19 protein-coding genes are annotated in these 26,224 nt (G+C 43.7%); 6 read left to right on the top strand and 13 right to left on the bottom strand.

Annotated elements, in window-relative coordinates; genetic code table 11:
* Positions 1–186: 186 nt before the first annotated feature.
* The 8 genes from N745_RS0110260 to N745_RS0110225 form a co-directional block, all read right to left on the bottom strand.
* Positions 187–2,322 carry a sensor domain-containing protein gene (locus N745_RS0110260; protein WP_024852036.1) on the bottom strand — a complete coding sequence of 712 codons (2,136 nt, stop codon included), beginning with the start codon at positions 2,320–2,322 and terminating at the stop codon, positions 187–189.
* A gap of 119 nt (positions 2,323–2,441) precedes the next feature.
* Complete coding sequence (locus N745_RS0110255; RefSeq protein ID WP_024852035.1) at positions 2,442–4,574, bottom strand: putative bifunctional diguanylate cyclase/phosphodiesterase; 2,133 nt, start codon at positions 4,572–4,574, stop codon at positions 2,442–2,444.
* Positions 4,575–4,583: 9 nt separating this feature from the next.
* Positions 4,584–5,957, bottom strand: coding sequence for a TRAP transporter large permease (locus N745_RS0110250; RefSeq protein WP_024852034.1), 1,374 nt, complete (start codon positions 5,955–5,957; stop codon positions 4,584–4,586).
* A 2-nt stretch (positions 5,958–5,959) separates the two neighbouring features.
* Entirely contained in the window at positions 5,960–6,535 is a 576-nt protein-coding gene (locus N745_RS0110245; RefSeq protein WP_024852033.1) for a TRAP transporter small permease subunit, read from the bottom strand.
* Between the two features lie 136 nt (positions 6,536–6,671).
* Positions 6,672–7,190 carry a DsrE family protein gene (locus N745_RS0110240; protein WP_024852032.1) on the bottom strand — a complete coding sequence of 173 codons (519 nt, stop codon included), beginning with the start codon at positions 7,188–7,190 and terminating at the stop codon, positions 6,672–6,674.
* 126 nt (positions 7,191–7,316) lie between these two features.
* On the bottom strand, positions 7,317–8,300 hold the full coding sequence (locus tag N745_RS0110235; RefSeq protein ID WP_024852031.1) for a glutathione S-transferase family protein: 984 nt from the start codon (positions 8,298–8,300) through the stop codon (positions 7,317–7,319).
* Between the two features lie 46 nt (positions 8,301–8,346).
* Positions 8,347–9,186, bottom strand: coding sequence for a pirin family protein (locus N745_RS0110230; protein ID WP_024852030.1), 840 nt, complete (start codon positions 9,184–9,186; stop codon positions 8,347–8,349).
* Between the two features lie 33 nt (positions 9,187–9,219).
* Entirely contained in the window at positions 9,220–9,648 is a 429-nt protein-coding gene (locus tag N745_RS0110225) for a DoxX family protein (RefSeq protein ID WP_024852029.1), read from the bottom strand.
* 131 nt (positions 9,649–9,779) lie between these two features.
* Between N745_RS0110225 and N745_RS0110220 the strand changes: the two genes are divergently transcribed.
* The 4 genes from N745_RS0110220 to N745_RS12375 all read left to right on the top strand — a co-directional run bounded on the left by N745_RS0110220 (position 9,780) and on the right by N745_RS12375 (position 16,015).
* Positions 9,780–10,685 carry a LysR family transcriptional regulator gene (locus N745_RS0110220; RefSeq protein WP_024852028.1) on the top strand — a complete coding sequence of 302 codons (906 nt, stop codon included), beginning with the start codon at positions 9,780–9,782 and terminating at the stop codon, positions 10,683–10,685.
* A gap of 90 nt (positions 10,686–10,775) precedes the next feature.
* A complete protein-coding gene (locus tag N745_RS0110215; RefSeq protein WP_024852027.1) occupies positions 10,776–11,978 on the top strand; it encodes a methyl-accepting chemotaxis protein in 1,203 nt (400 codons plus the stop codon).
* A 205-nt stretch (positions 11,979–12,183) separates the two neighbouring features.
* A complete protein-coding gene (locus N745_RS0110210; protein ID WP_024852026.1) occupies positions 12,184–13,140 on the top strand; it encodes a Dyp-type peroxidase in 957 nt (318 codons plus the stop codon).
* 28 nt (positions 13,141–13,168) lie between these two features.
* Positions 13,169–16,015, top strand: coding sequence for a sensor domain-containing protein (locus N745_RS12375; RefSeq protein WP_024852025.1), 2,847 nt, complete (start codon positions 13,169–13,171; stop codon positions 16,013–16,015).
* On the opposite strand, the gene N745_RS0110200 is transcribed toward N745_RS12375, so the two are convergent.
* The 5 genes from N745_RS0110200 to N745_RS0110180 all read right to left on the bottom strand — a co-directional run bounded on the left by N745_RS0110200 (position 15,993) and on the right by N745_RS0110180 (position 21,602).
* Positions 15,993–17,252, bottom strand: a complete 1,260-nt coding sequence (locus N745_RS0110200; protein ID WP_024852024.1) for a hypothetical protein — start codon at positions 17,250–17,252, stop codon at positions 15,993–15,995. The two genes, N745_RS12375 and N745_RS0110200, sit on opposite strands and share 23 nt — an antisense overlap.
* Positions 17,252–18,019: an ABC transporter ATP-binding protein gene (locus N745_RS0110195; protein ID WP_024852023.1), complete on the bottom strand. Its 768-nt coding sequence runs from the start codon at positions 18,017–18,019 to the stop codon at positions 17,252–17,254. Before N745_RS0110195 ends, N745_RS0110200 begins: the two co-directional genes overlap by 1 nt.
* Before the next feature lie 37 nt (positions 18,020–18,056).
* Positions 18,057–19,412, bottom strand: coding sequence for an ABC transporter permease (locus N745_RS0110190; protein WP_024852022.1), 1,356 nt, complete (start codon positions 19,410–19,412; stop codon positions 18,057–18,059).
* Positions 19,409–20,722: an ABC transporter permease gene (locus N745_RS0110185; RefSeq protein ID WP_024852021.1), complete on the bottom strand. Its 1,314-nt coding sequence runs from the start codon at positions 20,720–20,722 to the stop codon at positions 19,409–19,411. Before N745_RS0110185 ends, N745_RS0110190 begins: the two co-directional genes overlap by 4 nt.
* Before the next feature lie 70 nt (positions 20,723–20,792).
* A complete protein-coding gene (locus tag N745_RS0110180) occupies positions 20,793–21,602 on the bottom strand; it encodes an outer membrane lipoprotein-sorting protein (RefSeq protein ID WP_024852020.1) in 810 nt (269 codons plus the stop codon).
* 217 nt (positions 21,603–21,819) lie between these two features.
* Between N745_RS0110180 and N745_RS0110175 the strand changes: the two genes are divergently transcribed.
* Entirely contained in the window at positions 21,820–22,938 is a 1,119-nt protein-coding gene (locus N745_RS0110175) for an efflux RND transporter periplasmic adaptor subunit (RefSeq protein WP_024852019.1), read from the top strand.
* 1 nt (position 22,939) lies between these two features.
* Positions 22,940–26,053: an efflux RND transporter permease subunit gene (locus N745_RS0110170; RefSeq protein ID WP_024852018.1), complete on the top strand. Its 3,114-nt coding sequence runs from the start codon at positions 22,940–22,942 to the stop codon at positions 26,051–26,053.
* Positions 26,054–26,224: the final 171 nt, after the last annotated feature.

The raw sequence follows: 26,224 nt of genomic DNA, 5'->3' as shown, positions 1-26,224 counted from the left end.
AATCTTGACGGGGATCACCAATTATATTCTGGACTTGGAGTTGATTATTTAAGGGCAAAGTTTTTAAATCGCCACAAATTATTTTTATTTGCAAATAAACAACTTGGCGTATTGTACTCGAAATGATCAGAAATATTTGAAATTTATTAAGAATGTTTATGAGAGGTACCCCAGACTGGCAGATTTTTATGCAGAATGGATATGATTATCTGTTTGCTGGATGTAGCGTTTTTCAAACTCAATAGCCGGAATCGGCTTGCTGAAGTGATACCCTTGTAGTTTGATTTCTGGTTGTTTAGCGGTCAGTGTTTCAACTTGTTGTTGAGTTTCAATACCTTCTGCCACCAGCTTTAGATTCTTGCTTTGGGCGAGCTGAATAATAGAGTTTACTATGGCTTCGTCATCTGGATTTTCGCGCAAATGATGAATGAAGGATTGGTCAATTTTTAACTCGTGAATCGGTAATTTTTGTAAATAACTGAGCGAAGAATAGCCTGTGCCGAAGTCATCAATCGAGATTTCAAACCCAAGTGAGACCAAGTGCTGTATTTTTTGCATAGCCAGCTTGGCATTTTTGATCAGTACCCCCTCAGTCAGCTCCAAAGTGATGTTTTGTGGATTGACGTGGGTAAATTTCACTAAGCCGATAATGATTTCGATAAAGCTTTGTTCGTGGAACTGAACTGGACTGATGTTAATTGCAACGCGAAAGTCGGGGCGAATTCTATTCCAAGCTTTAATTTGTAAAAAGGCTTTATGTAACACCCAAAGACCGATTTTGATGATTTGTCTGCCTTCTTCGGCGATAGGGATGAATTTGGAAGGGGATACAAGTCCTAGCTCGGGATGGAACCATCGAATCAACGTTTCAGCAGATACGGCTTTTCCGTCAGAATCAACTTGTGGTTGAAAGTAAATTTGGAACTCTTCATCCAGTTCGGAGTGATTAAGCGCTTCAATCAACTCAAGGCGTTTTTGTGCTTTTTCAACCAATGATGTTTCAAACAGGAAGGATTGATTTCCGCCATGTTTTTTAGCTTCAAACATGGCCATGTCTGCAAAGCTGAGAATTTGATCTGCGGCATAGTCTAACTCTGGCGTAAGTGGAAAAACGCAGCTTCCGATGCTGGCCGAAGTGTGTACCGATCCTTGTGGCAATTGATAACGCCCATGAATGGTTTCAATCAATTCCTCGGAAAGTTTGGCAACCTCTTCTTTAACGGCATCTTTATCTTGCGTGCTTGCATTATAGAGGATGGCAAAGTTACTTCCGTCCAGTCTAGCAAGTGTTGCGTTTTCGGTAGCCACTCGTGAAAGTTGTTGGCTAACCTTTTCAGCGACTTGAATTAACAAATCATCGCCCGCTCTATGACCAAAGGTATCGTTAATGATTTTGACACCGTCTAGGCCGATATAAAGCAATGCATGATGGCTTTGGTTGACTTCAGATTGCGTAAGAGATGATTGAATTAAATCGTGTAATAACGATTTGTTGGCCAGTCCCGTTAAGCGATCATAGTAAGAGAGTTTTTCAATGGTCGCTTGCGCTTCTTCTTGTTCGGTTAGGTCTTGCAATAAACCGATAAAATGCTCGATATTGTTCTTAGGATCGACCAGCATGGAAATGCTGAACTGCGCTTTAAATTGTTCGTTCGTCTCGGTGAAAATTTCAACTTCACCCGACCAGTGATGTTTATTCAGTAGAGTTGCAATGACCTTGTCAAATGGTACTTGTAGTGAAACCTGCTTTTTCAGCCAGTCAATATACGTTAGATTAGATAGTGTGTTTTGGTCTAGCCCTGTTAACTGTAAAAAGGCTTCATTAGGATGCATGATAAAACCGTTACTGCTGGTAATGAATTGGCCAGTATGTGTAGCATTCATTAGCCTTTGCTGTGCTTCAGCTTTTCGCTCCCAGGATTTATCGTTCAATGAGAGTAGCCAATAAAGTCGGTTGTTGAACTCAATTCGACTGAGTTGTAATACAACCGGCAGAGCATGGTCGGCGAGAGACTTTAACCAGAGTTGAGGGGAAACATGGGTTTCACCTTCGACAGAGGCGCAAGAGGTTAACCAATCAAATAGTGGAAAACGAACACCAGTGCGTTTTTCTTCATAAAGTCGAATCGAATCGAGGGAAAGTGCTTCTGAATCTGTTGGTTGGTAAAAGCAACCATAGCGCTCTAGTGTTTGATTGAACATGACAACTTCAAAGGTGTCAGAAAACAGAATCACGCCCTTTTCTGAGTGGTTAAGAATTTTTAACGCATCTTCAAATGAGAGGGTTTGTTGCAGACGGTTTTCAATCGATTGAGTTGTCATTCAGTTTGGTAAAAATTATGGCAATTAAATAAGCTTAATCTTAGCGTATTTGTGGGTAGGATGAAATGAATATTCGGTATTGTTTAAGAAGGAATGTTTGTCGCGGCCCAGTGCTGACGTTAAGCTTTGAAAAAACGTTCTTCAAAAGCGTCTGATTCTAGAGGTTTGCTGAAGTGGAAGCCCTGAATTAATAGTTTGCTGTGATGTGATTCATGAGTGTTTTTGAAAAACTCAACTTGTTCCGGAGTTTCAACACCTTCGGCGACAATCTGTAGCTGTTTACTTTTGGCCAAGTTAAGAATGGTGTCGATAATGGCGATGTCTTCTTCACTGTCAGGAATGCGGAAAACGAAGCTTTGATCGATTTTGATCTCTTGAATCGGTAATTTCTGGAAGTAGCTAAGCGACGAATAGCCTGTACCAAAGTCGTCAATTGAGAACTTATAGCCCATTTCTACTAAAGCGGCCATTTTACGTAATGCTAACTCCATTTCGGAAATCAGAATGCCTTCGGTAATTTCCAAAGTGATTAACTCAGGAGAAACCCCGGTTTCTTCCTGCATTTTTCTGAGGCTTGCCACGAAGCTGGTTTCGTGAAATTGAATTGGACTGATATTGATAGATAGATTCATCAAGCCAAAACGTTCATTCCAGTCTTTTGCTTTCAAAAAGGATTCACGAATGACAAATTGACCAATTTTAAGAATTTGTCTGCCATCTTCCGCAATCGGGATGAATTCTGAAGGAGGGACAAGTCCAAGTGTCGGGTGTTTCCAGCGCACTAGCGCTTCAGCAGAAACCAATTCTTCATTCAAATTAAATTGAGGCTGGAAGAACATCTCAAATTCTTCTTCAATAACGGCACTGTTCAAAGAACGCTCAAGTGCATGACGGTTTTGAATGCTTTCTGATAGCGTTTGGTCATAAAAATGCACGCGGTTACGACCAAGTTTTTTAGATTCATACATGGCCATGTCTGCAAAACCGATTAACTCTTCTGGTGTTTCATGTTGATAAAGCGGGAAGCAGCAGACACCAATGCTTACCGAGTTTTTCAGGGTTTGGTCCATGATGTGATAGTCTTCGCAAAGAGCATCCATAATCTTATTGCTAAGCGTCAAGGCATGTTGCGTAGCAACTTCTAGCGATGGCGCGTCCATATGTGTCAAGATAACGAATTCATCACCGCCAAGGCGAGAAATCGTGTCTTCGGCGCGAAGGTGTTCTTTTAAACGGTGAGCTGTGGTTTTTAGTAGCTCATCACCAGCGGTATGCCCAAAAGTGTCGTTGGTGTTTTTGAAACGGTCTAAGTCCAAGAACATTAAGGCACTAAAGGTGCGTTGACGCATGTGGTGTAATAGGTTGTGTTCAAGGTGCTCAAGAAGTAGGCGTCTATTTGCCAGTCCCGTAAGTTCATCGTAGAAGGCGAGGTATTCAACTTCTGCTTGCGCTTGTTTTATGTCGGTAATGTCTTGGAGTGTACCAACATAACACTCGATATTACGATGAGAGTCTGTAATCATCGATAAGCTCAATACGGCATAAAAAGTGGTGTCTTCATTAGGGTGTACTTCAACTTCACCACTCCAACGACCATCTTCCAATAGTGCACGCAAAATTTGTTCTTCTGAGGTTTTTGAAATGAGTTGTTTTTGCATCCATGCAAGAATGCTCATGGTTGACAGTTCTTCTTGCATTAACCCTGTATAGGCCGAGAAAGCCATATTTGGCTGTGTGATATACCCTTTGTCATTGGTGATGAATTGACCATCAAAACTATTGAGTGCCGCGCTGAGAATACGTTTTTTCTCATCGGCTTCCGCTTGCAGTCTGCGGTCATAAATCATCAGCAGAATAGAGGTGATGTGTTGGTTGTCATCTACAATCGGTTTGGCAGAAAGTAACAGAGGTTTCAGTGGGTGTTCAAAATCCACTCTTTGCCAGACGAAAAATTCTTTGGGATGTTTTGCAATGCGTCGACTGATCTGTTGTAGCCAATCTTTAAGTTTGAAGTTCAGGGTCGCTTTTTTGTTTTTAAAGAGATTCAGGTCTTCAAAGAAATGATCGGAGTCATTAAAGAAATCAAGTAGAGTTCTTGCTTGAGAGTTAATGACTTGAATTGAGAAATCAGGATTAAACACCACCAATCCGTCATGAATCGATTCGATGATGTCATCTTTTAAATGACGCTCTTCAATCAAGTGAGACAGATCGTTTCTGTTATTGGAGTTGTTTTGTTCGGTATCTTGCATGCCTATCTTTTATTTGCCGTAAATTACCGTTGGTAACCACGTAGCTAATTCTGGCCATAGTGCTAGCAAAATCAGTACCGAAAGTTGAATGATGATGAAAGGAATAACACCCTTATAAATGTCCAATGTCTTGACTGATGTAGGGGCGACGCCCTTTAAGTAAAAGAGTGCAAAGCCGAAGGGGGGGGTTAAAAATGCAGTTTGCAGGTTGATGGCGATCATAATGCCTAACCAAATTGGGTCAACCCCCATCATAAATAGTACAGGTGCAACAACAGGGACGATAACGTAGGTAATTTCGATAAAGTCTAAGAAGAAGCCTAGTACAAACATCAATAGCATGACAATAAAGATGGCAGTGAATTTTCCGCCTGGTAAGTCTCTAAGGAAACCATCGATTAACTCATCACCACCCAGACCACGGAAGGTAAGTGAAAAGAAAGCGGCGCCGACGAAAATTAAGAAAATCATGCTGGTCACTTGTAAGCTGCCGCGCATGACTTCTTGCAAAATAGAGATAGAGAGTCGTTTTTTTGCTGCAGCCAATAAGACGGCACCCAGTGCACCCAATGAAGCCGCTTCAGTTGGGGTGGCAAAGCCGGCGAGAATAGACCCTAGTACCAAAATAATGAGTGCTAAAGGAGGTAGTAGGCTGTTAAGCACGCGTTTACCAAGCCCAGGTTGCTTAGTTTGTTGATCAAGTGCTGGTACCTTTTCTGGCTTAAGAAGGGCAGTAAAAAATACATAGAACATATAAAGTACAACCAGCAACATGCCAGGGAATAGTGCTCCGACAAATAAGTCACCAACCGATAGAGGTTCTGGTGAAAAGATGCCTTGATTGAGTTGCGCTTGCTGATAGGCTGAAGAAAGTACATCGCCTAATAGAATCAGAACAATAGATGGCGGAATAATCTGCCCAAGTGTGCCGGATGCACAAATGGTGCCTGCTGCAAGTTTGGGGCAGTAACCTTGTTTAATCATGGTCGGTAGCGCCAATAATCCCATGGTTACAACTGTTGCGCCGACAATCCCGGTGCTGGCGGCCAAAAGAGCCCCTACCAAAATAACCGAGATGCCCAGCCCGCCTTTAAAGCCACGCATCACTTCATCCATGGTTTGTAACAGTTGCTCGGCGATTTTTGATTGCTCTAGCATAATCCCCATGAACACAAATAGCGGCACGGCCAAGAGTGTTTGGTTATTCATAATGCTGAAAATTCGGTTGGGAACACTCTCTAAAAAGGCAATGTCAAACGCGCCAAATGCATTGGCAACCAGTGCAAACAGTAATGAAACGCCAGAAAGAGTTAGGGCAACTGGAAAACCGACCAGCAGAAAAATAAAAACGAATGCAAATAGAAGTAAAGCTAAGTATTCCATGTTTAGACTTTGCCCTCTACATGGTCTTGAACCGATTCGTCGTTAGTATCGCCGTTGACTAGGGTTAAATAAGATCTAGCGATCATAGACAGTACTTGGAAAATCAATAAAATCGCCATTACCCAAATCACAGTCTTAAGCAGGTAAACATAGTCCAATCCACCGGCTTCGGCAGAAGCTTCTTTAATTTTCCAGCTTAATAGGACGTAGTTCCAGCTCGACCAGAGAATAAATGCTAGCGTTGGGAGTGCTAAAAATAATCCGCCTAGAAGGTCAATCCAAGCTTTGCGCTTTGGTGAAAAATTGGTGTAAAACACATCTACTCGCACATGCTTATTCTGTTGTAGGGTGTAAGCCATACCGAGCATGAAAACGATGGCGTGATTGTAGATAACCACTTCTTGTAGAGCGATTGAACCGGAATTAAAGCCGTACCGAAGGATGACGACAGATGCGGCGATAACCACTAAGGACAGAAGTCCCCAGGCGATAATGTGCCCCAGAGTCTGTTGTGCTCTGTCTTGATAGTGTACGAACTTTGAAAGCCAAAGATTTAAAGATGAGATAAATGCATTCATTGCGCGGTATTTTACTTGGTTGCGCTGATCTTTGCATTAGACATTTTTCATAAAAATGTATGAGAAAAATGAGTTTCAGGAAATGTTGCAAAATCTGCCAGGCTGGGTACCCGGCAGAACAAGGTGTGAACGGTATTTATTGGATTTTAAGGTAAGAGTAACCTTCTGATTCCAAAATAGCGATTTTGGCGACACCGGATGGCGTCATTTTTATGCCTGGGTAAACCTTACTTTTTGGTAAATTCACATCGCTACGAGTTTTATCACATAACCAAACTTTTACGCCACGCACTTTGATTAAAGACAATAAGCGTCCTTTTAATTCTGCTCGTCGGGCATTCAAAGCCTTGTCTGCAACATACGGGGTGCCTTTTAAATCGTCATCAGTGGCAAAGCGTAGTCCGTAACCTACAAATACCAGTTGTACATCAGCATCCATCAATTGGCTGTCGTAGTAGTTCAAGATGTTGTTGATGGAGGTTAGGGTTGCGGAATAGCGGGTCGGGTTTTTGAAATCCACATGGTAAACCACTTTTGCACCGTCATCGGCCGCTTGCGCTAAGGGCGAAATGCCAAGCGTCAGCATGGCGAATAGTGCTGTGAAAATGGGAAGTCGGATCGATAGAATTAAGTCAGATGCGCGTAGAACTCTCATAAGCCCTCCTGGATGGTAGTGAGTTGTCTGTTTGCGATATGTATATGTTTTATTTATTTCTCCGTTATTGAATGCCACTTCCAATGAAAAAGCAAGTTCGCGACTTCCCTCTATTTTGTCGGGTTTTTAAATCAAGTTAGCTCGGTTGTGCGGTTGATTTAGGTTTTGGATTGGCCCTTTAGGAATGATGAGTGTTGGGTTAAGTTTGTCATGGCTGCCATAGTAATGCGCCTTGGTATGCTCTAGGTCTACGGTTTCCGAGATATTGTTATGCTGATAGATATCTAGCATATAGGCAAACAGATTCGGGTAGTCTGCAATGCGTTTGAGGTTGCATTTGAAATGACCGAAATAAACCGCATCAAAGCGAATCAAAGTGGTGAACAAACGGATATCAGCTTCGGTCAATTGTTCGCCGACTAGGTAGCGCTGAACCGATAGTTTCTCCTCTAGCCAGTCCAGTGTGTTGAACACTTCTGTCACGGCGCGGTCATAAGCCTTTTGTTTGGTGGCGAAGCCTGCACGATAAACACCATTATTCAAGGTGTCGTAAACGCGTTGATTCACGGCATCGATTTCCTCGCGAAGCAATGCTGGATAATAATCGCCTTCACGTGCGCCAACGTCATCAAATGCCGAATTGAACATACGGATGATTTCGGAAGATTCATTATTGACCGCAGTATTGCGTTTTTTATCCCACAGCAAAGGCACGCTTGCCACTCCGGTAAAATCCGGTTTTGCCAGGGTGTAAAGTTCGTGCAACAGTCGTTTATGGTTAACCGTGTCGGGTACGACGCCAGGGCCTTCGTCAAACGTCCAGCCATCTTCATCGTTCATAAAAGAATTGACGACGGATACGGAAATCATCTCTTCTAATCCCTTTAGCTTACGCATAATCAGTGCGCGATGCGCCCAAGGGCAGGCTAGGGAGACATAAAGGTGGTAGCGCCCAGCTTCCGCCTCAAAACCTCCTTCACCTGAAATGCCTGGTGATCCATCAGGCGTTATCCAATGACGGAAAACCGATTCCAAGCGTTTGAATTCGCCCTTGGATGCATCGGTGTCGTACCAAGTGGTTGACCATTTTCCGTTGATTAAAAACCCCATTGAGTTCTCCAGTTGAAATGCCAGACCCCAGCCTGGCAGATTTTAATTAAAAATTCCCTTGTCTAAAATCGCTAAATGCTTGGCGGATTTCTTCTTGAGTGTTCATTACAAACGGTCCACCACGCGCGATAGGTTCGTTCAAGGGTTGTCCTGAAATCAGTAAGAAGCGCGCAACGTCATCAACTGATTTGACGACCAGTTTATCGCCCGCGGTTAACACCGCCAGACTGCTGGGTTTGGCAATACGCCCTTGTTCGCCAACGGCCACTTTGCCGGAAATGACAAATAGAAAACTATTGTCATCGGCAGACAAGGTTTGTTCGAACATTTCTTCAGCAGGCAAAGAGACATCGAAATAAGTGGGTTTTACCCAATCATTGACGATGGGACCTTGCGTGCCCATATCCGTTTTGCCGCTGATGACACGAACCTCTGTTCCGTTGTCACGTATTTCTACTGGTAACTGCTCAGGATCATAATCCTGATAGTGCGGGTCTTGCATTTTGGCATGGCTTGGCAAGTTGATCCAAAGCTGGAAACCACGCATGGCGCCATCAATCTGTTCCGGCATTTCGGAGTGGATGATACCACGCCCAGCCGTCATCCATTGGATGCCGCCGGGTTTTAGTAAGCCGTTATTACCCAAGTTGTCTTCATGGCGCATGGTGCCTTCAAGCATGTAGGTGACCGTTTCAAACCCTCGATGCGGATGTGGTGGAAACCCTGCGATATAATCTTCCGGGTTTTCCGTTTCAAACCGGTCGAGCATCAAAAACGGATCTAGAAAATTCAGCTCTGGGCTACCGATAATGCGCGTCAACTTTACGCCTGCGCCATCCGAGGTCGGCATGCCAAGCGTCAGCATTCTGATTTCTTTTGTTGCCATAGTCTATCCTTGAGGTAGAACCTCTGTCATTTGCTAGGCGGATTCCGCGGTCGCATTGGTATCATTGGCTTTTTGTGCATTTTCTCTACGATAATCAAGCGAACAAACGCCTGCACCGTGGTGAATTAATGTCAAGAAACCACCAATAATCGCCATGTTTTTCAAAAACATGATTTGCTGCATTTGATCGGCAAAATGAGTGTGGAAAATCAATGCCGCCAATAATGTAAAGCCTGCTAGTAGGAAAGCAGCAATACGTGTATGCCAACCTAATGCAATGGCTAAACCGCCAAAGATTTCGGTAATGATAACCAAAGGTAGCAGTCCGCCAGGAACGCCCATGGATTCCATATAACCTTGTGTACCAGTATAGTTACCGATTTTGCCTAAACCGGCAATGATAAAAATGGCTGCGAGCATGACGCGACCAAGCGGAGCAGATAATTTAATAAGTGAGTTCATGTTAATTTCTCCTAGCTGATGAACAATTGTTAACTTTCATGCTTATAGTAAAACTTGTTATCTATAAGAAAAATAAGCAAAATAAAAAATGACTGTTGCTATTTCAAGAACAATAAGAGGCGATTAGGACGATGGGCGAGCTAGAAAAAATTCAAATATTCATCCGTGTTGTGGAAGCAGGGGGCATCGGTAAGGCTGCAGAGCAAATGAATCTGGCAAAGTCGGCAGTGAGTCGTCGTCTAAGCGAGCTGGAAGATAAACTTGGGGCAAAGTTGATTCATCGAACCACGCGCACCTCTAACTTAACGGAAGCTGGTCAGCAGTTTTATGAAAAGTCATTGGGGGTGGTTGCAGCGTTTTCAGAGTTGACGCAAAGTGTAAATGAAGGCGAGCAGTCTTTGTCTGGTGTTTTAAGAATCGCGGTGCCGTTGACGTTTGGATTAAACCATTTGCCCAAAGTATTCGATGCGTTTATGAAGACCTACCCAGGTATTCGCTTGAATATTGATTTTTCAGATGCAGAGGTCGATTTGGTGAGTTCTGGGTTTGATATGGCGATACGCATATCGGATTTGAAAGACTCTAGTATGCAAGCGAGAAAAATTGCTCCGATTCGTTTTGAACTGGTCGCCAGTCCTGAGTATTTGAAAAAGAATGGAACACCGGCCACTCTGCAAGATTTAAAAAATCATCAATTGCTCAAGTATGGCAATGAAGGTATGAACTCCTGGCGATTGACAGATGAGCATGGCGAGACACATGACATCAGCTTTTCAACACGCTTACAAGCCAATAATGGCGAATTCTTAAAGGAAATGGCCAAGTCAGGTCATGGCATTGTGATGGAACCGACCTTTATTATCTGGCAAGATTTAAAAGAAGGCACGCTAGTACCGGTTTTGACGAATTATCATCGCCCTGAGATTTATGTTTATGCCGTTTATCCACGCAACCGTTTTGTATCGAAAAAGACGCGCGTGATGATCGATTTTCTACTCGAATTTTTTCAGCAAAAAGCCTATTGGGACGAGCGATAACCTTAGGAAAATACTGGGAATTGATGTTTTTAAGTTGGCAAGCAATTTGCTGTATGCTAGCAAAGCAAAAAATCTATAAGGAAGAAATAGATGGTATCGTTCGATTTTAGACAACCAAGTATTTTGCGCAGAATGTTCTTGGCATTCCTCGCCTTTGGTCTCGGGATGGGGTTGATCTTTCCCGTGTTCGCCAACCTGTTTGTAAACTGGAAACCTGGTATGTTGCTATGGTTTGTATTGGCCTGTATCGCGGCTGGCGTCAGTATTGGTGTGTTCAATTACTGGCTACTTAATGTCATGCTTCTAAACAGACTGAAGCGTATTGGTGAAGTGGCTAATGCAATTAGTAATAATGACATTTCGCAGAAATGTAGTCTAGTCAGTAAAGACTTTATTGGTGATATGGCGCTTAGCTTCAACAGTATGGCAGGCAACCTGAGAGATATGGTCATGCGTATAGCGCAGGTGTCTGGTGAGTTAAATCGTGCATCCGATGAAATGACGTCTGTTACTCAAGAAACACAAGCGGGTGTCGTTCGTCAGCAAGACAGCACACAGCATGCATCGCGTGCTATTGAAGAGATGTCGAACACCATGGTTGAAATGTCGAACAATACTCAAGCGGCATCTGAGGCGGCAAATGAGGCGAATATTGCCACCGAAAAAGGGTCAACAGTAGTAAACAGCACAGTGTTATCCATCAAAAAATTGGCAGATGAGGTTGAACAAACCGCAGTTGTTATTCAGCGCTTGAAGGAAGATAGCGAAAATATCGGTTCGGTATTGGATGTTATTAAAGATATCGCCGAGCAAACCAACTTATTGGCATTGAATGCGGCAATTGAAGCGGCAAGAGCCGGTGAGCATGGTCGTGGTTTTGCTGTCGTTGCTGACGAAGTACGAGTTTTGGCAAGCAAAACGCAAGAATCTACTAAGCAAATCGAAGGCATGATTGAGAAACTTCAAGATGTTGCTTTGGAGGCTGTGGGTGTAATGAATCAAGGACGTGAACAGGCGCACACCAGTGTAAACCAAGCGAATGAAGCTGGTGAAGCTTTGAAGTCTATTGCCGAAGCCGTGAAGACCATTAACCAAATGAACAGTCAAATTGCGACCTTTGCTGCAAATCAGCGCACACAATCCGAAGTGGTTGGTGGAAATGTTCATGAAATTAATGAGATTGCTAACACGGTATCTGATGGAGCGGCTAAAACCTATGAATCCAGTGCTTTAGTTGGCAGCTATGCAACTCAGCTTAGCAGTTTGATTGGTCAATTTAAAACTGACAATTAATTTATAGTTTCCCGGGGTCTTCCGGGAAAATTCAATTCTTTTATTTGGGGTTGTTTGAGTATAATCCCTTTCAACGTCCTTAATAAAACTGTGGTAATCTAATCTGCGCAGTCGCGGATAGAAAACACAAAATCAGTTAGCATCCGTGTTTTGTTGGTATTCTGTGTTAAAGATGTTTACTTAATTTTCTCTATAAGGAAGTAGTATGGTAACAGATGCTTTTCCATTGTCTCAAAATGGAATTTTTCACGAAGGCGCCCGTCATACCTATTTTCTTGAATATCAACTCACCCACTCTCAAATTGATCAACTTCGCAAAGCATTAGCAATAAGCCTGGAACCACGCCCGATAGATGAAGTGATCTTGAATCGTTACCCTAAAGATGCTCTGAAAGTACACACTGTAGTCAGTTTTGGTAAACGCGCTTGGAGAATGCTTGCACCAAAAACAATGATGCCCGATGATTTGGAAGACTTTCATTCCTTAAATGGACAGCATGGGCATGTAGCGCCCTCCACGCAAAGGGATGTGTTTTTCTGGTTGCAGGCGGATGATTTTTCCGCACTTTATGACCAAGCCGTTTGGATTCAACATCAAATGAAACATGTTGCTGAGTTGGCTTTTGAGCAGGTTGCTTTCAATTATTATCACAGCTTGGATATGATCGGATTTGAAGATGGAACTGCTAATCCGAAAACCGATGAATTAAAAGTTGCTGCTGCGGTTATTCCAGAAGGGAGTCCTGGTGCGGGTGGTAGTCTCGTACTAAGTCAAAAGTGGGTGCATGATATGACTAAATGGCAGCAAGTACCTTTGCATTGCCAAGAAGCCATTGTTGGTCGAACCAAAATCGAAAATGAAGAATTGGAAGGTGATGCTATGCCAGACGATTCTCATATCAGTCGAACGGATTTAAAAATTGACGGTGTGGCAATGAAAATTTATCGTCGTTCCACTGCATTTGGGAATTTAACGGAGAATGGTTTGATGTTTCTCGCATTTGGTTGTGAGTTACGACGATTCTCTACCCAATTGGATAGCATGTATGGACTGACGGAAGATAAAAAAATAGACCAATTAATTGAGTATTCAAAAGCAGTGACAGGAAGTTATTGGTTTGCACCTTCTAAAATAGATTTGGCTCAAGTGTTAGATTATTGATCGTATTAATTCAAAAGTAGAGCGCCCTTTGAATATTTTAAATAAGATTTTAAAACAAGGTTTGGAACTCGGATTTGATGTGTTAGACGAGATGCCGATTGCTATTGCTGCGGCTGAACCTGAAACAGGGCATATTTGTTATGTTAATCAGCAAGCGCTGAAGCTTTTTGGCTATAAAGGTCGTGAATTAATTGGGCAACACCAAGGGGTTCTTCACCCTAAGAATACCGACGATGTAAATACTTTCAAACAGCATTTAAATGCTTTAGAAAACAAAGAAGTCATTACGTTAGACAATCATATTGTCCGCGGCGATGGCAAGATTATTCCCGTGCAAATTACTGCCAATATGGTTAATTGGCAGAATAAGACTTGTGTGATTGGTTTCTTCCATTCTATTGAAAAGCGGATGGCTGCTTTAGAACAACTTGAGCGGCAGCGCCAGGAAGTGACAGCGATTTTTGAGAACTCTCAAGTAGGCATTTTCCAAGTCGATGAAAATCGGATTATCGAACGTTGTAATCAAACAATGGTGGCAATGCTGGGCGCATCTTCTTTAGAAGACGTTATTGGCTTGTCGGTTAAATCTTTCCATGTTTCGGAAGAAAGCTATAAAGAGTTTGGTGAACATTATTTTTATTCGCTAACACAACAAAAATCAATACATGTTGAATACCAGTTTAGAAGATTCACGGGTGAACTTTTCTGGGCGCGTCTTAGTGGAAAAGCCATCGATAATAATGTGCCCGCTGACCTATCAAAAGGCGTGATTTGGGTTATTGATGATATTTCAGACTCGAAAGCGGTTGAACAGGCGTTGCGTGCAGAGCGTAACCTTTTTGCTGGCGGGCCAACCGTTATTTTGCAGTGGAAGCCGGTGGATGGTTGGCCGATTGTTTATGCATCGAAAAATGTTGAAAACGTATTAGGTTATACACAGGAAGAGGTTTTATCCCCGGATTTCTCTTTCGAGAAATTAATCCACCCTCAAGACTATGATCGGGTTAAAACGGAAGTGGAAGAAAGTATTTTTGACCAATATCATAGTTTTGAACAGTCTTATCGTCTCAAGACCAAGTCTGGTCATTACCGAGATTTTTATGATTACAGTCAGGTTGAATATCACAAAAATGGAGAGGTAAAATCCCTTTACGGTTATTTTGTGGACATGACCGATTACTTCAAGGCACAAGAGTTTTCTAACCTGCTGTTAAACAGTGCTAATGAAGGGATTTTTGGCATCGATCTTAAAGGGGTGACGACGTTTGTTAATCCTGCGGCTTTAAAAATGCTGGGATATCAAGAAGAAGAGTTGGTGGGCAAGGTTAATCAAGAGCTCATACATCATACCTACCCATCTGGACGAGAGATTCCCGTCAGTGAATGTAAAATGATGATGCCGATTCGTACCGGTGCAGATTATCATGTAACGGATGAAGTACTCTGGCGTAAAGATGGCTCATCATTTCCAGTCGAATACTGGAGCACCCCAATTCAAAAGGATTGTGAAATTATTGGTTCGGTCATTACCTTTCGTGATATTTCGCAAGTTGTCGAGCAAAAGGAAAGAATCAGTCGTTTGTCTTACCACGATCCTCTGACTGGCCTACCGAATCGTCGCATGTTTTTGGATAGCCTGACCGAAGAGCTGACAAAGGAACGAGATAGCACTCACCGTGCCGTTATTTTGTACTTAGATTTGGATCATTTTAAAGAAATTAATGATTCGTTAGGACACCCAATAGGGGATCAATTGCTGTTAAGAGTGGTGAATCGAGTGCGTCGTATTTTGCGGGATAATGATGTGTTTGCTCGCATGGGAGGGGATGAGTTTGCCATTTTGTTGAATCAGGAAACAGGGGGTATTGAGGCCTCCAATGTTGCTGAAAAGATTATTAAAAGTTTTCACTCAGCTTTTGAAATTGGTGAGCATCATGTAAAAACATCAACCAGCATCGGTATTGTATTTTGTGATCCTACATTGTCTTGTAATACCATTATTTCTCAAGCTGATACCGCCTTGTATGAAGCGAAAAATTCGGGTCGAAATGCTTATGTATTCTATGAGCCTTCCATGTTGGATAAAGTGCATAAGGATATGGTGCTCTTTAATTCCTTAACCCATGCGATACAAAATAATGAGTTCGAACTGCACTATCAATTGCAATTTGATGCAATGACATTGGAACCTGTTGGTGCTGAAGCACTGGTTCGCTGGCCACATGCACCTGAAAATGTTAGGCCCAATAATGTGCCATCTGTTTTTATTCCCGTGGCGGAAAGCCGAAACCTGATTCAAGATTTATGTTTATGGGAAATAGGCGAAGTAGAACGAGATTTACCTATTTTGCGCCAGGCTGGTTTTACAAGTCGTATTTCGATCAACTTGTCGGGTAAGCAGCTCAATCACGTAGAGGATTTGATTGAGTTACGGCAAGCCATTCAGGACTCAAGCCTAGAGTTTGATGACCTGGAGTTTGAGATTACTGAAACAGCTTATGCAGAACTTTCCGATGAGGTGAAAGTCTTGTTGAAAGAGTTTAAGGATAGTGGAGGCACTATTGCAGTTGATGACTTTGGAACAGGTTATTCTTCATTAGCATCTTTACGTCAGTTTAAAAGTACGCACCTCAAAATTGATAAGCAGTTTGTTGAGCATGTGCATACCAATGAAGATGATTATGCAATTGTAGCGGCAACCATATCCATGGCGAAAGCATTAGGCAAAAAAGTTGTTGCCGAAGGGGTGGAGCAAGAAGTTCAGTTGCAAACCCTTAGAGAATTAGGCTGCGATATTATTCAAGGCTACTTTTTGGCAAGGCCGGTTGCGCTACAAGAAGTTTGCGAGCGTCTTAAAAGTACATCACAAACTTAGCAGTGACACTGACGGGAACGGCACCAAACTCAGACTGGAGTTGTTGGCTACTGTTCAATCCTTTGCCTTGAGTGAAAAGAGCCGAAAGTAACAGGCTTGATTCGTTGCTTAGTGAATAGGTGGCATTGATTTGATGAAGCCAGGATGAACGGTTCTGGTTGTTATTGTCTTTTAGCCAACTCGATAATGCCAGATATTGCACTTGCCAAAGTGGTGTTACATCTTTTTGAATACTCACACCTGCGACATGACGACTGAGTTGCGGTTGTAACCCATAGCGAAACCAAGGTTGTGCAGCCACGGTATTTAGCTCACTGGTTTTCTCAGCCCCTCGTTCATTGTCGTAAACTTCTGCCATAATCAAAGTACCGTTATCGAACTGATAATCTAGTCCAGCTACCCAAAAGTTATAGTCTTTTTCCATTGTATTATCATGCGTTCTCGTGCCTTCCCAGCGCAAGCCGATGCCTTGCCAACTGGTTTCAAGTGCACCGCCTAAAATACGATTGTCCAAAACATCTGCTGCAAGCAAACTTAACTCTGATTGATCACCAACCTGCGCGCGGTAATGCAGTGCCAGGTTGTTTTTGCCTTTTGACAGTGCCTGTTTGTCGGAGGAAAGCACATAGGCCGCAGTGAGTGAAGAGAAAGCACTTGGGTAGATATCGAGTGTTGCCGCATCAATACCGGGTTTAAATTCGGTATCTAGGTCGGTCGGGGCAAAACCACCAAACACGTTCATCGGTTGCCAAAAACGCCCAGCTCCCCAGTCAATCGGTTGACGACCAATGGAAACACTGGCGGAGCCATCATTCATTAGCTGTGAAAATTTGGGTAATTGGGTTCTGTAGACGGCACGGTCTAATACATAACCGATTTTGGTTTGTGTGTGTGTGGAGGTGTCTGTCCAACCATTTGATAAAGGTTTCACGCGAAACAAATCGGAACTGTGTAATGACGTTGTGGGGTAGTTTTCTAAATACTGGCGAACTGTGCGTAAATGAACAGACCATTGGTCTTGGTCAGAAGTGTCATCTAACATCAGACGTAAACCTTGTTGGTTTGCATGTAGATAAGTGTCTTTTCCGGTACTTACTTGATCCGCATCTGCGTGAGATAAAGCGCCTAATACGGAAACTCTACCCGTAAATTGTGGGGTTGCATAGCTTACGGAAGCATAGCCAAAAGCGAGTATCGGTAGAATAAAGCGTAGGGTCAAATGATTGAGAATATTCATCACATCGTTGGGTTTTTATGGCCGGAATTGTGATTACCATCATGCTCAATCTTACCGTCACGTAAACGAATAATACGTTCGGCACGTTCCATAACTCGAGGGTCATGTGTGGAAAACAAAAAGGTAGTTTTCTCTTCATGCGAAAGCTTATGCATAATGTCGAGCAGCGCAAACGCGTTTTCTGAATCCAGGTTCGCAGTTGGTTCATCTGCAAGTACCAATGTTGGGTTTGCTGCCAAAGCACGTGCAACGGCCACACGTTGTTGTTGTCCACCACTCAGGGCGGCAGGGCGACGATTTAGTACATCTTGCAAACCAACAAGACCAAGATAATGTTCAGCTCGTTCTCTGCGTTCTTTTTCATCAATGCCTTGCAGTACCATAATCAACTCGACATTTTCCAGAGCACTTAAGACAGGTACGAGGTTGTAAGCCTGAAAAATAAAGCCAAGTTGGTAAAGGCGAAAATCGGATAAAGCGGATTCTGAAAGTTGTGTCATATCCACGCCATTAAGGTGTACCGAACCTTGTGATGGGCGGTCCAAACCACCGATAATATTAAGTAAAGTCGTTTTTCCTGAGCCTGATGGGCCAACTAAAGCAGCAAATTCGCCTTTATTAATAGTCAATTCTATATCGGTCAGCGCATCAACTTGAAGTTCGCCTTGTCGGTAAATTTTGTTGATATGGCTAAGTGCCAGTAGAGGCGATTCAGCATCGACACTGCTTTTGTCGGCTGTCATAACCTCACCTGTTTTGTCTGACATGCTGTTCTCCCATATTCTTTGTAAGTCATTCGTTTTGCTAGGTGCGTAATGCTTCAATTGGCGTTACTTTAGCGGCTTTAACCGCAGGGTAAATGCCTGTGATCAATGTGGTTACAAATACAATAATCGTCAGTTGTTTAACGCGATCCCAAGATAATTCGGTATAAATGATTGGATCCATCATCGTGCCCATCAAGCTGGTACCACCTTCCATAAAGGCAGAGAAGTCTATGCCGTGATGGCTAAACCAAAGCTGTGTGAGTCCACCCAAAAACCAACCGACAATAATGGCAAGAAAACTCAGTAACAAAGATTCAAACAGCACCAGAAAAAGCAGGTGACGGCGGTTCATGCCAAGCGCGCGCAATAACCCAAATTCACGTGTGCGTTCCAGTACACTCATCAAGACAGTGTTCAGAATACCAAACACCACCATGATTAAAATAAACACCAAAAAGACATAGTTGCCAGCATTGTCCAGCGCAATGAATTGAATCAGTTGTGGCATCATTTCCTGCCAATCCAAAACGACAGGTGTTGCAGTATCTTCGCCAGTTTTAGTGTCGGTTTTGCTGCCTACTGGAAAAGCTTTATTAACAGCGATTTTTAGTTGCTGTTTCCAGTCGTCTTGTGTGTCGGAGTTATTAAGGAAAATAGCGAAACGGGTAACCGGTTCAAGAGAGGCTTTTCCGCCTTCACCCAATAAAAATTGGCGCGCAAAAGATAAGTGACTCACAATAAAGAAGTCGTTCATTTCATCCAGGGGGGCATTGAAAATACCACGCACTTTTGCCAGATAAGCCTGTGAATCCCCGCCTTTTTTACCCGCCATGAGCACGATTTTATTGCCAACTTTCGCTTTGAGTTTGCGAGCCATGCCCGAACCAATAACCACGCCTCGATTGTCGTTAGGTTTGAGCCAGCCTCCAGAAACAAGGGTTGGCTTGAGCTTTTCTTCCATTGGATCAAGCGCTGTTTTGCTATCTGTTTCAATCCCCAATAATCCTGCGCCAACCGCATTATTGGCTGTACTTGCAAGAGTTTGTATGGTGATTCTCGGCATGACTTTTCCGGGAATATGTAGCGTTTTGATGGTTTGTTCTAGTCGTTTGCCATCGGCCAGAAATAAGTGGTTGCTGGGGGCAGCCTGGTAGTTTTTGGGTTGTATGGTGATATGCCCTTCACCCAGTTGAATCGCATTGCGAATCATCGAGTTATGACTACCATCTCCCATGCCGATAAACAGTACCGCTAAGGCAAAACCAATGGCAATTGAGCTGAGTGTAATTAAGGTACGTTTACGATTACGCCAAAGATTACGCCATGCCATTCTGATTAGCGTTGCCGTTAAAATCTGCCAGGCTGGGGTAGGGTGATAAGATGTTTGTTTCATCGTATCGCCTCCGCGGTATTTAGCTTTAAGGTACGAAGTGCTGGGATTAAAGAGGCGATGATCGTTAAAATTAACATCAACACGACCGCTTGGATGATTTGTTCAGTTGAAATGGCACCTTTCATTACAGGTTCAAATACAACTCCTGCCCAATCGTACCCGTCAGGTAATTGGCTGCTGAAATCAATACCGTGATGTTCAAAGTGCAAGGCCAAAAAGCCGCCAATGATCGCGCCGATTACTGCGGATAAAATTGCCAAATAAAAAGATTCGAGTAGCACCATCGCCAATAGTGCCCAGCGTTTTAAGCCGATAGAGAGCAAAATACCAAATTCATGAGTACGTTCGTGAATGGCCATCATGAGCGTATTAATCATGCCCAGCGCCGCTAAGCTGATAACGATTGCGCCAATAATCAATAGCATTGAATGGCTGAGTGATAGCATGCTGGCGACAGATGGATTGATTTGTTTCCAGGTTTCAACAATAGGTTTACCGCCAAGGTCTTTGAGTGTTTTGCCGGATTGCAGCTGCTGTGTTGAAATTTGTTGTAGCTGATGTTGTAGGCGTTGTTGCACATCCGTTAAATTTGCATCACTCGGTGTTTTGATTGCGATTTCATGTATGCCGTTTTGCAATGCCATTAAATCTTGATAAGCGGGAACGGACATAAGTACGCCCATGCGATCAAAGTTGGGATCAAATGGACTCAAAATTCCCGAGACACGATAAAGGGCGTTCCCAATACTGCCATCCACCGCTTGCGTCATTAAAATCAATTCACTACCGATGGTGAGCTTAAGGTTTTTTGCCAGCTGTGTTCCAACAAGGACCGAGTAAACTTCCGGCGCAATTTCGTCTTTATTAGTGTCTGACGTTAGCGGTGCTATTCCTAAATTCGCAGTGCCTGTCCGCAAATGCTCAAGTAGGTGCGTGACTTGATTCTCTTGTGTTGGGCTAACGGCTTCTATCAAGACGCCTGTCGAGTTTTGTTTGGAGCTCGCCAGCCCTGCGGAATAAAGTCTAGGAGTGAATTTAAGATCTGGATTTTGTTTTTCTAGTTTTGAAAGCGTTTGCCAAGAAAGGGTGGCATAGATGTCTTGGTCGTCAAGGTAGGCTTTACGGTGAATTTGTAGTTTTCCGGTGGAAATGTCGGTAGCATAACTCACCATTTGATCTGACATCCCTTGCAGAAAGGCTGAGTAAAGAATCAGCATGACCAAGCTACCGGAGAGCGCGGAAATCGTTAATAGGCTTCTCAGCGGGTTACGCCAGATATTGCGCCAAGCGATGAAAAAAAGAATTTTCATGAATTTTCTACCTTGGCAATTAAGTGAAAACGATTACACTTTTCCATAGTGACCTTTGAAAAACTCTTTTTTAGTGGCGTCTTTTAAGGGACTGCAAAGAGAAGAAGCTTTTCGGAATAGGGACATCAAATTCGATGTCTTTGTATTCAAGCGTTGTCGACTCATTAGGTTTGTCTTCCGGTTGCAAACGCATAATCATCGGCACGGTTTTGCCGTCTATTTGTTTGAAGTCTGCAAATGTCATGCGACGAATCAAGCTTCCGTCTTCATCATAATAATCGGCACGGGTCGGTGTGAGTGATGACTGAATCACATCCATAATCACTTTGCCCCAAACCACGGCTGCGTTAGGCTTTGGAATGGCGGTGATTTCATAAATTTGTTGTCCGTTGCGTTCACCGGAGAAAGTCAAACTGACGTTATAGTCCGCTTCAAAAGTGTTTTCTTTTACCAAGTCATCATTGGTAAAATGGCTTCCCATCCAAGAGCCTGACATCATGCTCGGTGGAATTTTGGTGACACGGTTGATTTTGGGTAGGTAGTTCCAGATGTTTTCACCCACCTTCAAAGTGGCAATGCCTCGGTCTTTTATAGGTGCTTGAATGACGACCAGTGAATTGTCTTTTCCGTGAGACCAAGCTTCCAGAGTGAGCGTACGTTGATAATGGCGGGTTTTTACTATCATCGACATATGTGCGTGAGAGGTGGTGCCGCGCCAAAGGTTATCTACATGGCGAACCAACGCTTGTATATCAATTTCTTTTGACGAGTCATTTGCAAAAGCTGCTTGAGTCGTTACAGAAAATAAAAAGAAGAGCATTAAGCCGAGTGATTTCACAGATTTGTGGCTTCGGCAAAAAGGTGAAAGGGTTAATGTCATTTGATGTTGTCTCCCCATAAAAAGTGGGTGTTATGTAATGATTCTAAACATCGGGTGTTGCCGAGTCAAATCACTTGTTGTTAGAGAGGCCCGATTCATGAAAATGTCAGGTTTCTGGCACGATACTCCTTTGCAAAGAAAAGGGTTCGGACTACAATTGTTTTCTTCTATTTAATTTCTTTCATTTAGTTTTACTCGACTTTGGAACTTCTTTTTTATGTCGCTACTAGCACGTATTTTTTCACGGTTATTTTTGGTCTCTGTCTTTGCTACGAGCACTCAAGTTGTCGCAGCAGGCAAGGCAATTGATGTCATTGCATACAAAGTAAGCTCTAAGCCTGTACAGCAAAGTTTACGCGCTTTGGGGAGCTTAAAGGCAAAGGATTCCGTAAATATTGCTGCTTCCGTTTCTGAAGTGTTGAAGGCACTGCACTTTAAAGATGGTCAAATGGTGCGTAAGAGCCAGCTGTTGGTTGAATTGAATGCCCAAGAGCAACTGGCTTTGTTGGAAGAAGCAAAAGAAGTGGCTGAAGAAGCCAACCGACAATATAAGCGTGTCAAAGAAGTGGAAGGGCGTGGTAACGTCACCAAAGCGATGGTTGACCAATATTATAGTGATTGGAAAGCTGCGATTGCCAAGCGTAAGGTTATCGAAGCGCAAGTTGCCGATCGTCGTCTTTATGCGCCTTTTGCAGGACAAGTGGGGTTCCATCAATTCAGTGTTGGCGCGTATGTGTCGGCAGGCGCCACGATTGTATCTTTGGAAGATACCAGTCAAATGAAGGTGGAGTTGTTATTGCCGAGTCGTTACCTAAAAGATTTGAAAGTCGGTCAACCTGTGCAACTTACCACCGCTTCTTATCCGAATCGAATTTTTAAAGGAGCGATTTTTGCGATTGCTCCTCGTTTGCAGTCCAATTTACGTATGGTTCAAGTGCAAGCAAGAGTGCCTAATACAGATAGCCGTTTGAAAACCAATATGCTTGTGGAAGCACACTTATTATTGCCGCCACAAAAGCAATTACGTATTCCTTCTAGCGCTATTTTAGCGATAGGCGATCACCAATATGTTTACCGTTTAAAGCCTGGCAAAGTGGAAGGCTCTTACAAAACGCAAAGAGTTGAAATTCAAACAGGTGAGCGTGGTTTCAAACAAACGCAGGTGCTAAAAGGTATTACCCCTGGCGATGTGATTGTTAGCCAAGGCATTATGAGTTTACGTCCTGGCAAGGCGGTCAAAATAAAGGTGATGCAAACCGATCAGCCACAATCCGAATTGCTGGAATCTCAAAAGAAGTCGGGCAAAAAACCGTCTGATACCGCAGTGGTGAAATAATATGTGGCTTTCCGATACGTCCGTTAAAAGGCCGGTTTTTGCTGCCGTTGTTTCTCTATTGTTGTTTGCTTTTGGTTTGATGTCGTTTGACCGCATGAGCTTGCGCGAATATCCGAATGTCGATCCACCGATTGTCACCATCACCACCGATTATCTCGGGGCGTCTTCCGAAGTGGTCGATAACCGCATAACCAAGCTCATTGAAGACCAGATTTCCGGGGTCGCGGGGATTGATTCCATTGACTCCACCTCATCCGATGGGCGCTCTTCGATTAAAGTCGAGTTTAGCATCGACCGGGATACTGACGATGCCGCCAACGATATTCGCGACAGGGTTTCCCGTGTCATCAATAAACTGCCAGAACAGGCCGATCCACCGAGAGTGCAGAAAGCCGATAGTGATGCCAGCCCGATTCTATGGTTTAACCTTGCCAGCGATCGCATGACCGTACCGCAGCTCACCGACTATGCCGAGCGTTATATCGTAGACCGCTTTTCCGTGCTGGATGGTGTGGCAAACGTGCGTGTTGGTGGCGGACAAACCCTGGCATTGCGCATTTGGCTAAACCCGCAAAAAATGGCGGTTTACGGTCTGACCACGCAAGACGTGGAGAATCAGTTACGCTCCGCCAACGTCGAGTTGCCAATTGGTTCTTTACAAGGCAGTCAGGTTCAGCTCAGTTTGCATGTGGATAAACCTATGCAAACGGTACAGGATTTCAAGAATCTCATCGTCAAACAAGACAAACAAATCGGGCAGGTCACTTTAGGCGATATCGCCCAGGTCTATATGGGGGCGGTTGAGCGTCGTCGTATTTTTAACGGTAACGGGATTCCGATGGTGGGTATCGGCATTGTGAAGCAATCCACCGCCAATACCCTGACGGTGGCTAAGCTGGCGCGGGATCGCAAAGATTTGGTCAATAAAACCTTGCCCAAAGGGTTAAAGCTGCACGCGAGCTATGATGCTTCGGTGTTTGTACAAGAAGCGATTGATGAGGTGTACAAGACTTTTGCCATTGCCTTGGCGTTGGTGGTCGGTGTCATGCTGGTTTTTTTGCGCAGTTTCCGTGCTGCGATGGTACCGATGGTGACCTTGCCTGTGTCGATTATGGCGACCTTTTGGGTGCTGTGGATGCTTGGTTTCTCCGTCAACCTTTTAACTTTGTTGGCATTGGTTCTGGCGATCGGCCTGGTGGTGGATGATGCCATCGTGGTTTTGGAAAACACCCAGCGTCATATTGAAATGGGGCATAAACCGATTGCTGCAGCCTTCTTGGGCACAAGGCAAGTTGGCTTTGCGGTACTGGCAACAACAATGGTATTGGTCGCTGTTTTTATGCCGATAGGCTTTTTGGAAGGGAATATCGGGCGGCTGTTTTCCGAGTTTGCCGTCACGCTCGCGGTGGCGGTGATGTTTTCGATGTGGGTGGCTTTAACCTTGTCACCCGCTTTGGCCTCGGTGTTGTTGAAAGGCAGCAAACCTAAAACAAGTGCAAACCAAACAGATAAACCAAAAAAACTGGATAAACGATTATTTTGGTTCCGAAAATTGTTGATTAAAAATTTGCGTTATCCTTGGCTGATGTTGACGATATTGGCAGTGTTGACGGCAAGCATGGCGTATTTTGGTCAACAGGTGCCAAAAGAATATGCACCAAAAGAAGATAGAGGTGTTTTCTTTGTAATGGTGAAGGGGCCTGAAGGTGCGACCTTCGACTATATGCAAAGTTATATGGCCGAAATCGAAAAACGTCTGATGCCGTTGGTGAACAATGGCGAAGCCAAGCGATTATTGGTGCGTGCGCCGCGTTCGTTCAGCAACTCCGAAATCTTCAACTCCGGTTTCGTGATTGTGGTGTTAAACGACTGGTCGGAGCGTCGGTCCGCCTTTACGATTATGAAAGAAGTGCGTCAAAAGCTTTCTGATCTAACGGGGGTAAAAGCGATTCCTGTGATGCGTTCTGCCATTGGTGGGCGTATTCAAAAGCCGGTGCAATTTGTTATTGGTGGGCCAAGTTATGCAGCGTTGGCGAAATGGAAAGACCAAATGGATGAGGCCATCGCTAAAACCAATCCTGGGCTTAATAGTTTGGATTGGGATTTTGAGCCCAATAAACCACAACTTCGTCTGAAGGTAGATTACGACAAGGCCAAAGCGCTCGGCATCACCTATCAAGACATTAGTGAAACGCTACAAACCCTGCTTGGTAGTAAAAACGTCACGACCATCAAATACAATGGTGAAGAGTACGATATTATTCTCAAAGCGGATTCCAAGTGGTTTGAATCGCCGCAGGATTTGGAACAAATCTACCTACGCTCATCAACCACTAATGGCATGGTGCCCTTATCCATGTTTGTCAGTGCCAAGGTAGAAGGGGTTGCTTCCAGTTTGTACCGCTACAACCGAATCAAATCCATCACGCTGTCGGCAAAACTGGATGATGGTTATTCACTTGGGCAAGCATTGGATTATCTCAATAAGCTCACGCGCAAAACACTACCGGAAGACGCCACAATCGACTACAAAGGGCAATCAAAAGATTTCCAGTCATCCACCAGCTCGATGGTGTTTGTCTTCCTGTTTGGTTTGGTGGTGATTTTCCTTGTTCTGTCTGCACAATTTGAAAGCTTTATCCAACCCTTGGTCATTATGCTCACCGTACCGCTTGCCTTGGCCGGTGGCGTGTTTGCCATGAAAATGTATGGGCTGACGTTCAATATCTATAGTGAAATCGCGATGGTGATGTTACTTGGATTGGCGACCAAAAACGGGATTTTGATTGTCGAGTTCACCAACCAATTGCGTGATAAAGGATTGTCTCTCTATACCGCATTGGTAACGGCAACCCAGTTGCGTTTTCGCCCAATTATCATGACCTCCATCACCACTGTAGCGGGGACGGTGCCGTTGATTCTATCAAGTGGTGCAGGTGCTGAATCCCGCCAGATTCTCGGTGAAGTGCTCTTTTGGGGTGTGACCTTCTCCACGCTGTTGAGTCTGTTTGTTATCCCTATTGCTTATGCCTTATTGGCTAAACGTAGCGGTTCACCACTTCGCTCAACGCGTAAGCTAGAAGCGGCACTGCAGAATTTCGACGTTAAAAAATAATTAAAATCTGCCAGGCTGGGGTAAAGCAAAGATTGCCCCTTTTAAGTAGGTGTTGAGGTTTGCTCGGCGCCCACTTAATGTTCGGTTTTGTTTGGCAATGATGCCGATAAATAGTCTTGTAACGGGTATAATACTGCCGATAAACAAAGCAATAATCCTGTTGCCTTCTCG

Origin of the sequence: Hydrogenovibrio kuenenii DSM 12350 (genome assembly GCF_000526715.1) — a bacterium.
GTDB classification, from domain to species: Bacteria; Pseudomonadota; Gammaproteobacteria; order Thiomicrospirales; family Thiomicrospiraceae; genus Hydrogenovibrio; species Hydrogenovibrio kuenenii.
The sequence above is the reverse complement of the archived record's forward strand: the minus strand, read 5'-3'. Positions and strand labels throughout refer to the sequence as shown.

What these genes read in the sequence shown, in the direction of transcription:
- N745_RS0110260 (WP_024852036.1), bottom strand. Translation starts at nt 2,322, where the DNA reads ATGACAACTCAATCGATTGAAAACCGTCTGCAACAAACCCTCTCATTT.
- N745_RS0110255 (WP_024852035.1), bottom strand. Translation starts at nt 4,574, where the DNA reads ATGCAAGATACCGAACAAAACAACTCCAATAACAGAAACGATCTGTCT.
- N745_RS0110250 (WP_024852034.1), bottom strand. Translation starts at nt 5,957, where the DNA reads ATGGAATACTTAGCTTTACTTCTATTTGCATTCGTTTTTATTTTTCTG.
- N745_RS0110245 (WP_024852033.1), bottom strand. Translation starts at nt 6,535, where the DNA reads ATGAATGCATTTATCTCATCTTTAAATCTTTGGCTTTCAAAGTTCGTA.
- N745_RS0110240 (WP_024852032.1), bottom strand. Translation starts at nt 7,190, where the DNA reads ATGAGAGTTCTACGCGCATCTGACTTAATTCTATCGATCCGACTTCCC.
- N745_RS0110235 (WP_024852031.1), bottom strand. Translation starts at nt 8,300, where the DNA reads ATGGGGTTTTTAATCAACGGAAAATGGTCAACCACTTGGTACGACACC.
- N745_RS0110230 (WP_024852030.1), bottom strand. Translation starts at nt 9,186, where the DNA reads ATGGCAACAAAAGAAATCAGAATGCTGACGCTTGGCATGCCGACCTCG.
- N745_RS0110225 (WP_024852029.1), bottom strand. Translation starts at nt 9,648, where the DNA reads ATGAACTCACTTATTAAATTATCTGCTCCGCTTGGTCGCGTCATGCTC.
- N745_RS0110220 (WP_024852028.1), top strand. Translation starts at nt 9,780, where the DNA reads ATGGGCGAGCTAGAAAAAATTCAAATATTCATCCGTGTTGTGGAAGCA.
- N745_RS0110215 (WP_024852027.1), top strand. Translation starts at nt 10,776, where the DNA reads ATGGTATCGTTCGATTTTAGACAACCAAGTATTTTGCGCAGAATGTTC.
- N745_RS0110210 (WP_024852026.1), top strand. Translation starts at nt 12,184, where the DNA reads ATGGTAACAGATGCTTTTCCATTGTCTCAAAATGGAATTTTTCACGAA.
- N745_RS0110200 (WP_024852024.1), bottom strand. Translation starts at nt 17,252, where the DNA reads ATGAATATTCTCAATCATTTGACCCTACGCTTTATTCTACCGATACTC.
- N745_RS0110195 (WP_024852023.1), bottom strand. Translation starts at nt 18,019, where the DNA reads ATGTCAGACAAAACAGGTGAGGTTATGACAGCCGACAAAAGCAGTGTC.
- N745_RS0110190 (WP_024852022.1), bottom strand. Translation starts at nt 19,412, where the DNA reads ATGAAACAAACATCTTATCACCCTACCCCAGCCTGGCAGATTTTAACG.
- N745_RS0110185 (WP_024852021.1), bottom strand. Translation starts at nt 20,722, where the DNA reads ATGAAAATTCTTTTTTTCATCGCTTGGCGCAATATCTGGCGTAACCCG.
- N745_RS0110180 (WP_024852020.1), bottom strand. Translation starts at nt 21,602, where the DNA reads ATGACATTAACCCTTTCACCTTTTTGCCGAAGCCACAAATCTGTGAAA.
- N745_RS0110175 (WP_024852019.1), top strand. Translation starts at nt 21,820, where the DNA reads ATGTCGCTACTAGCACGTATTTTTTCACGGTTATTTTTGGTCTCTGTC.
- N745_RS0110170 (WP_024852018.1), top strand. Translation starts at nt 22,940, where the DNA reads ATGTGGCTTTCCGATACGTCCGTTAAAAGGCCGGTTTTTGCTGCCGTT.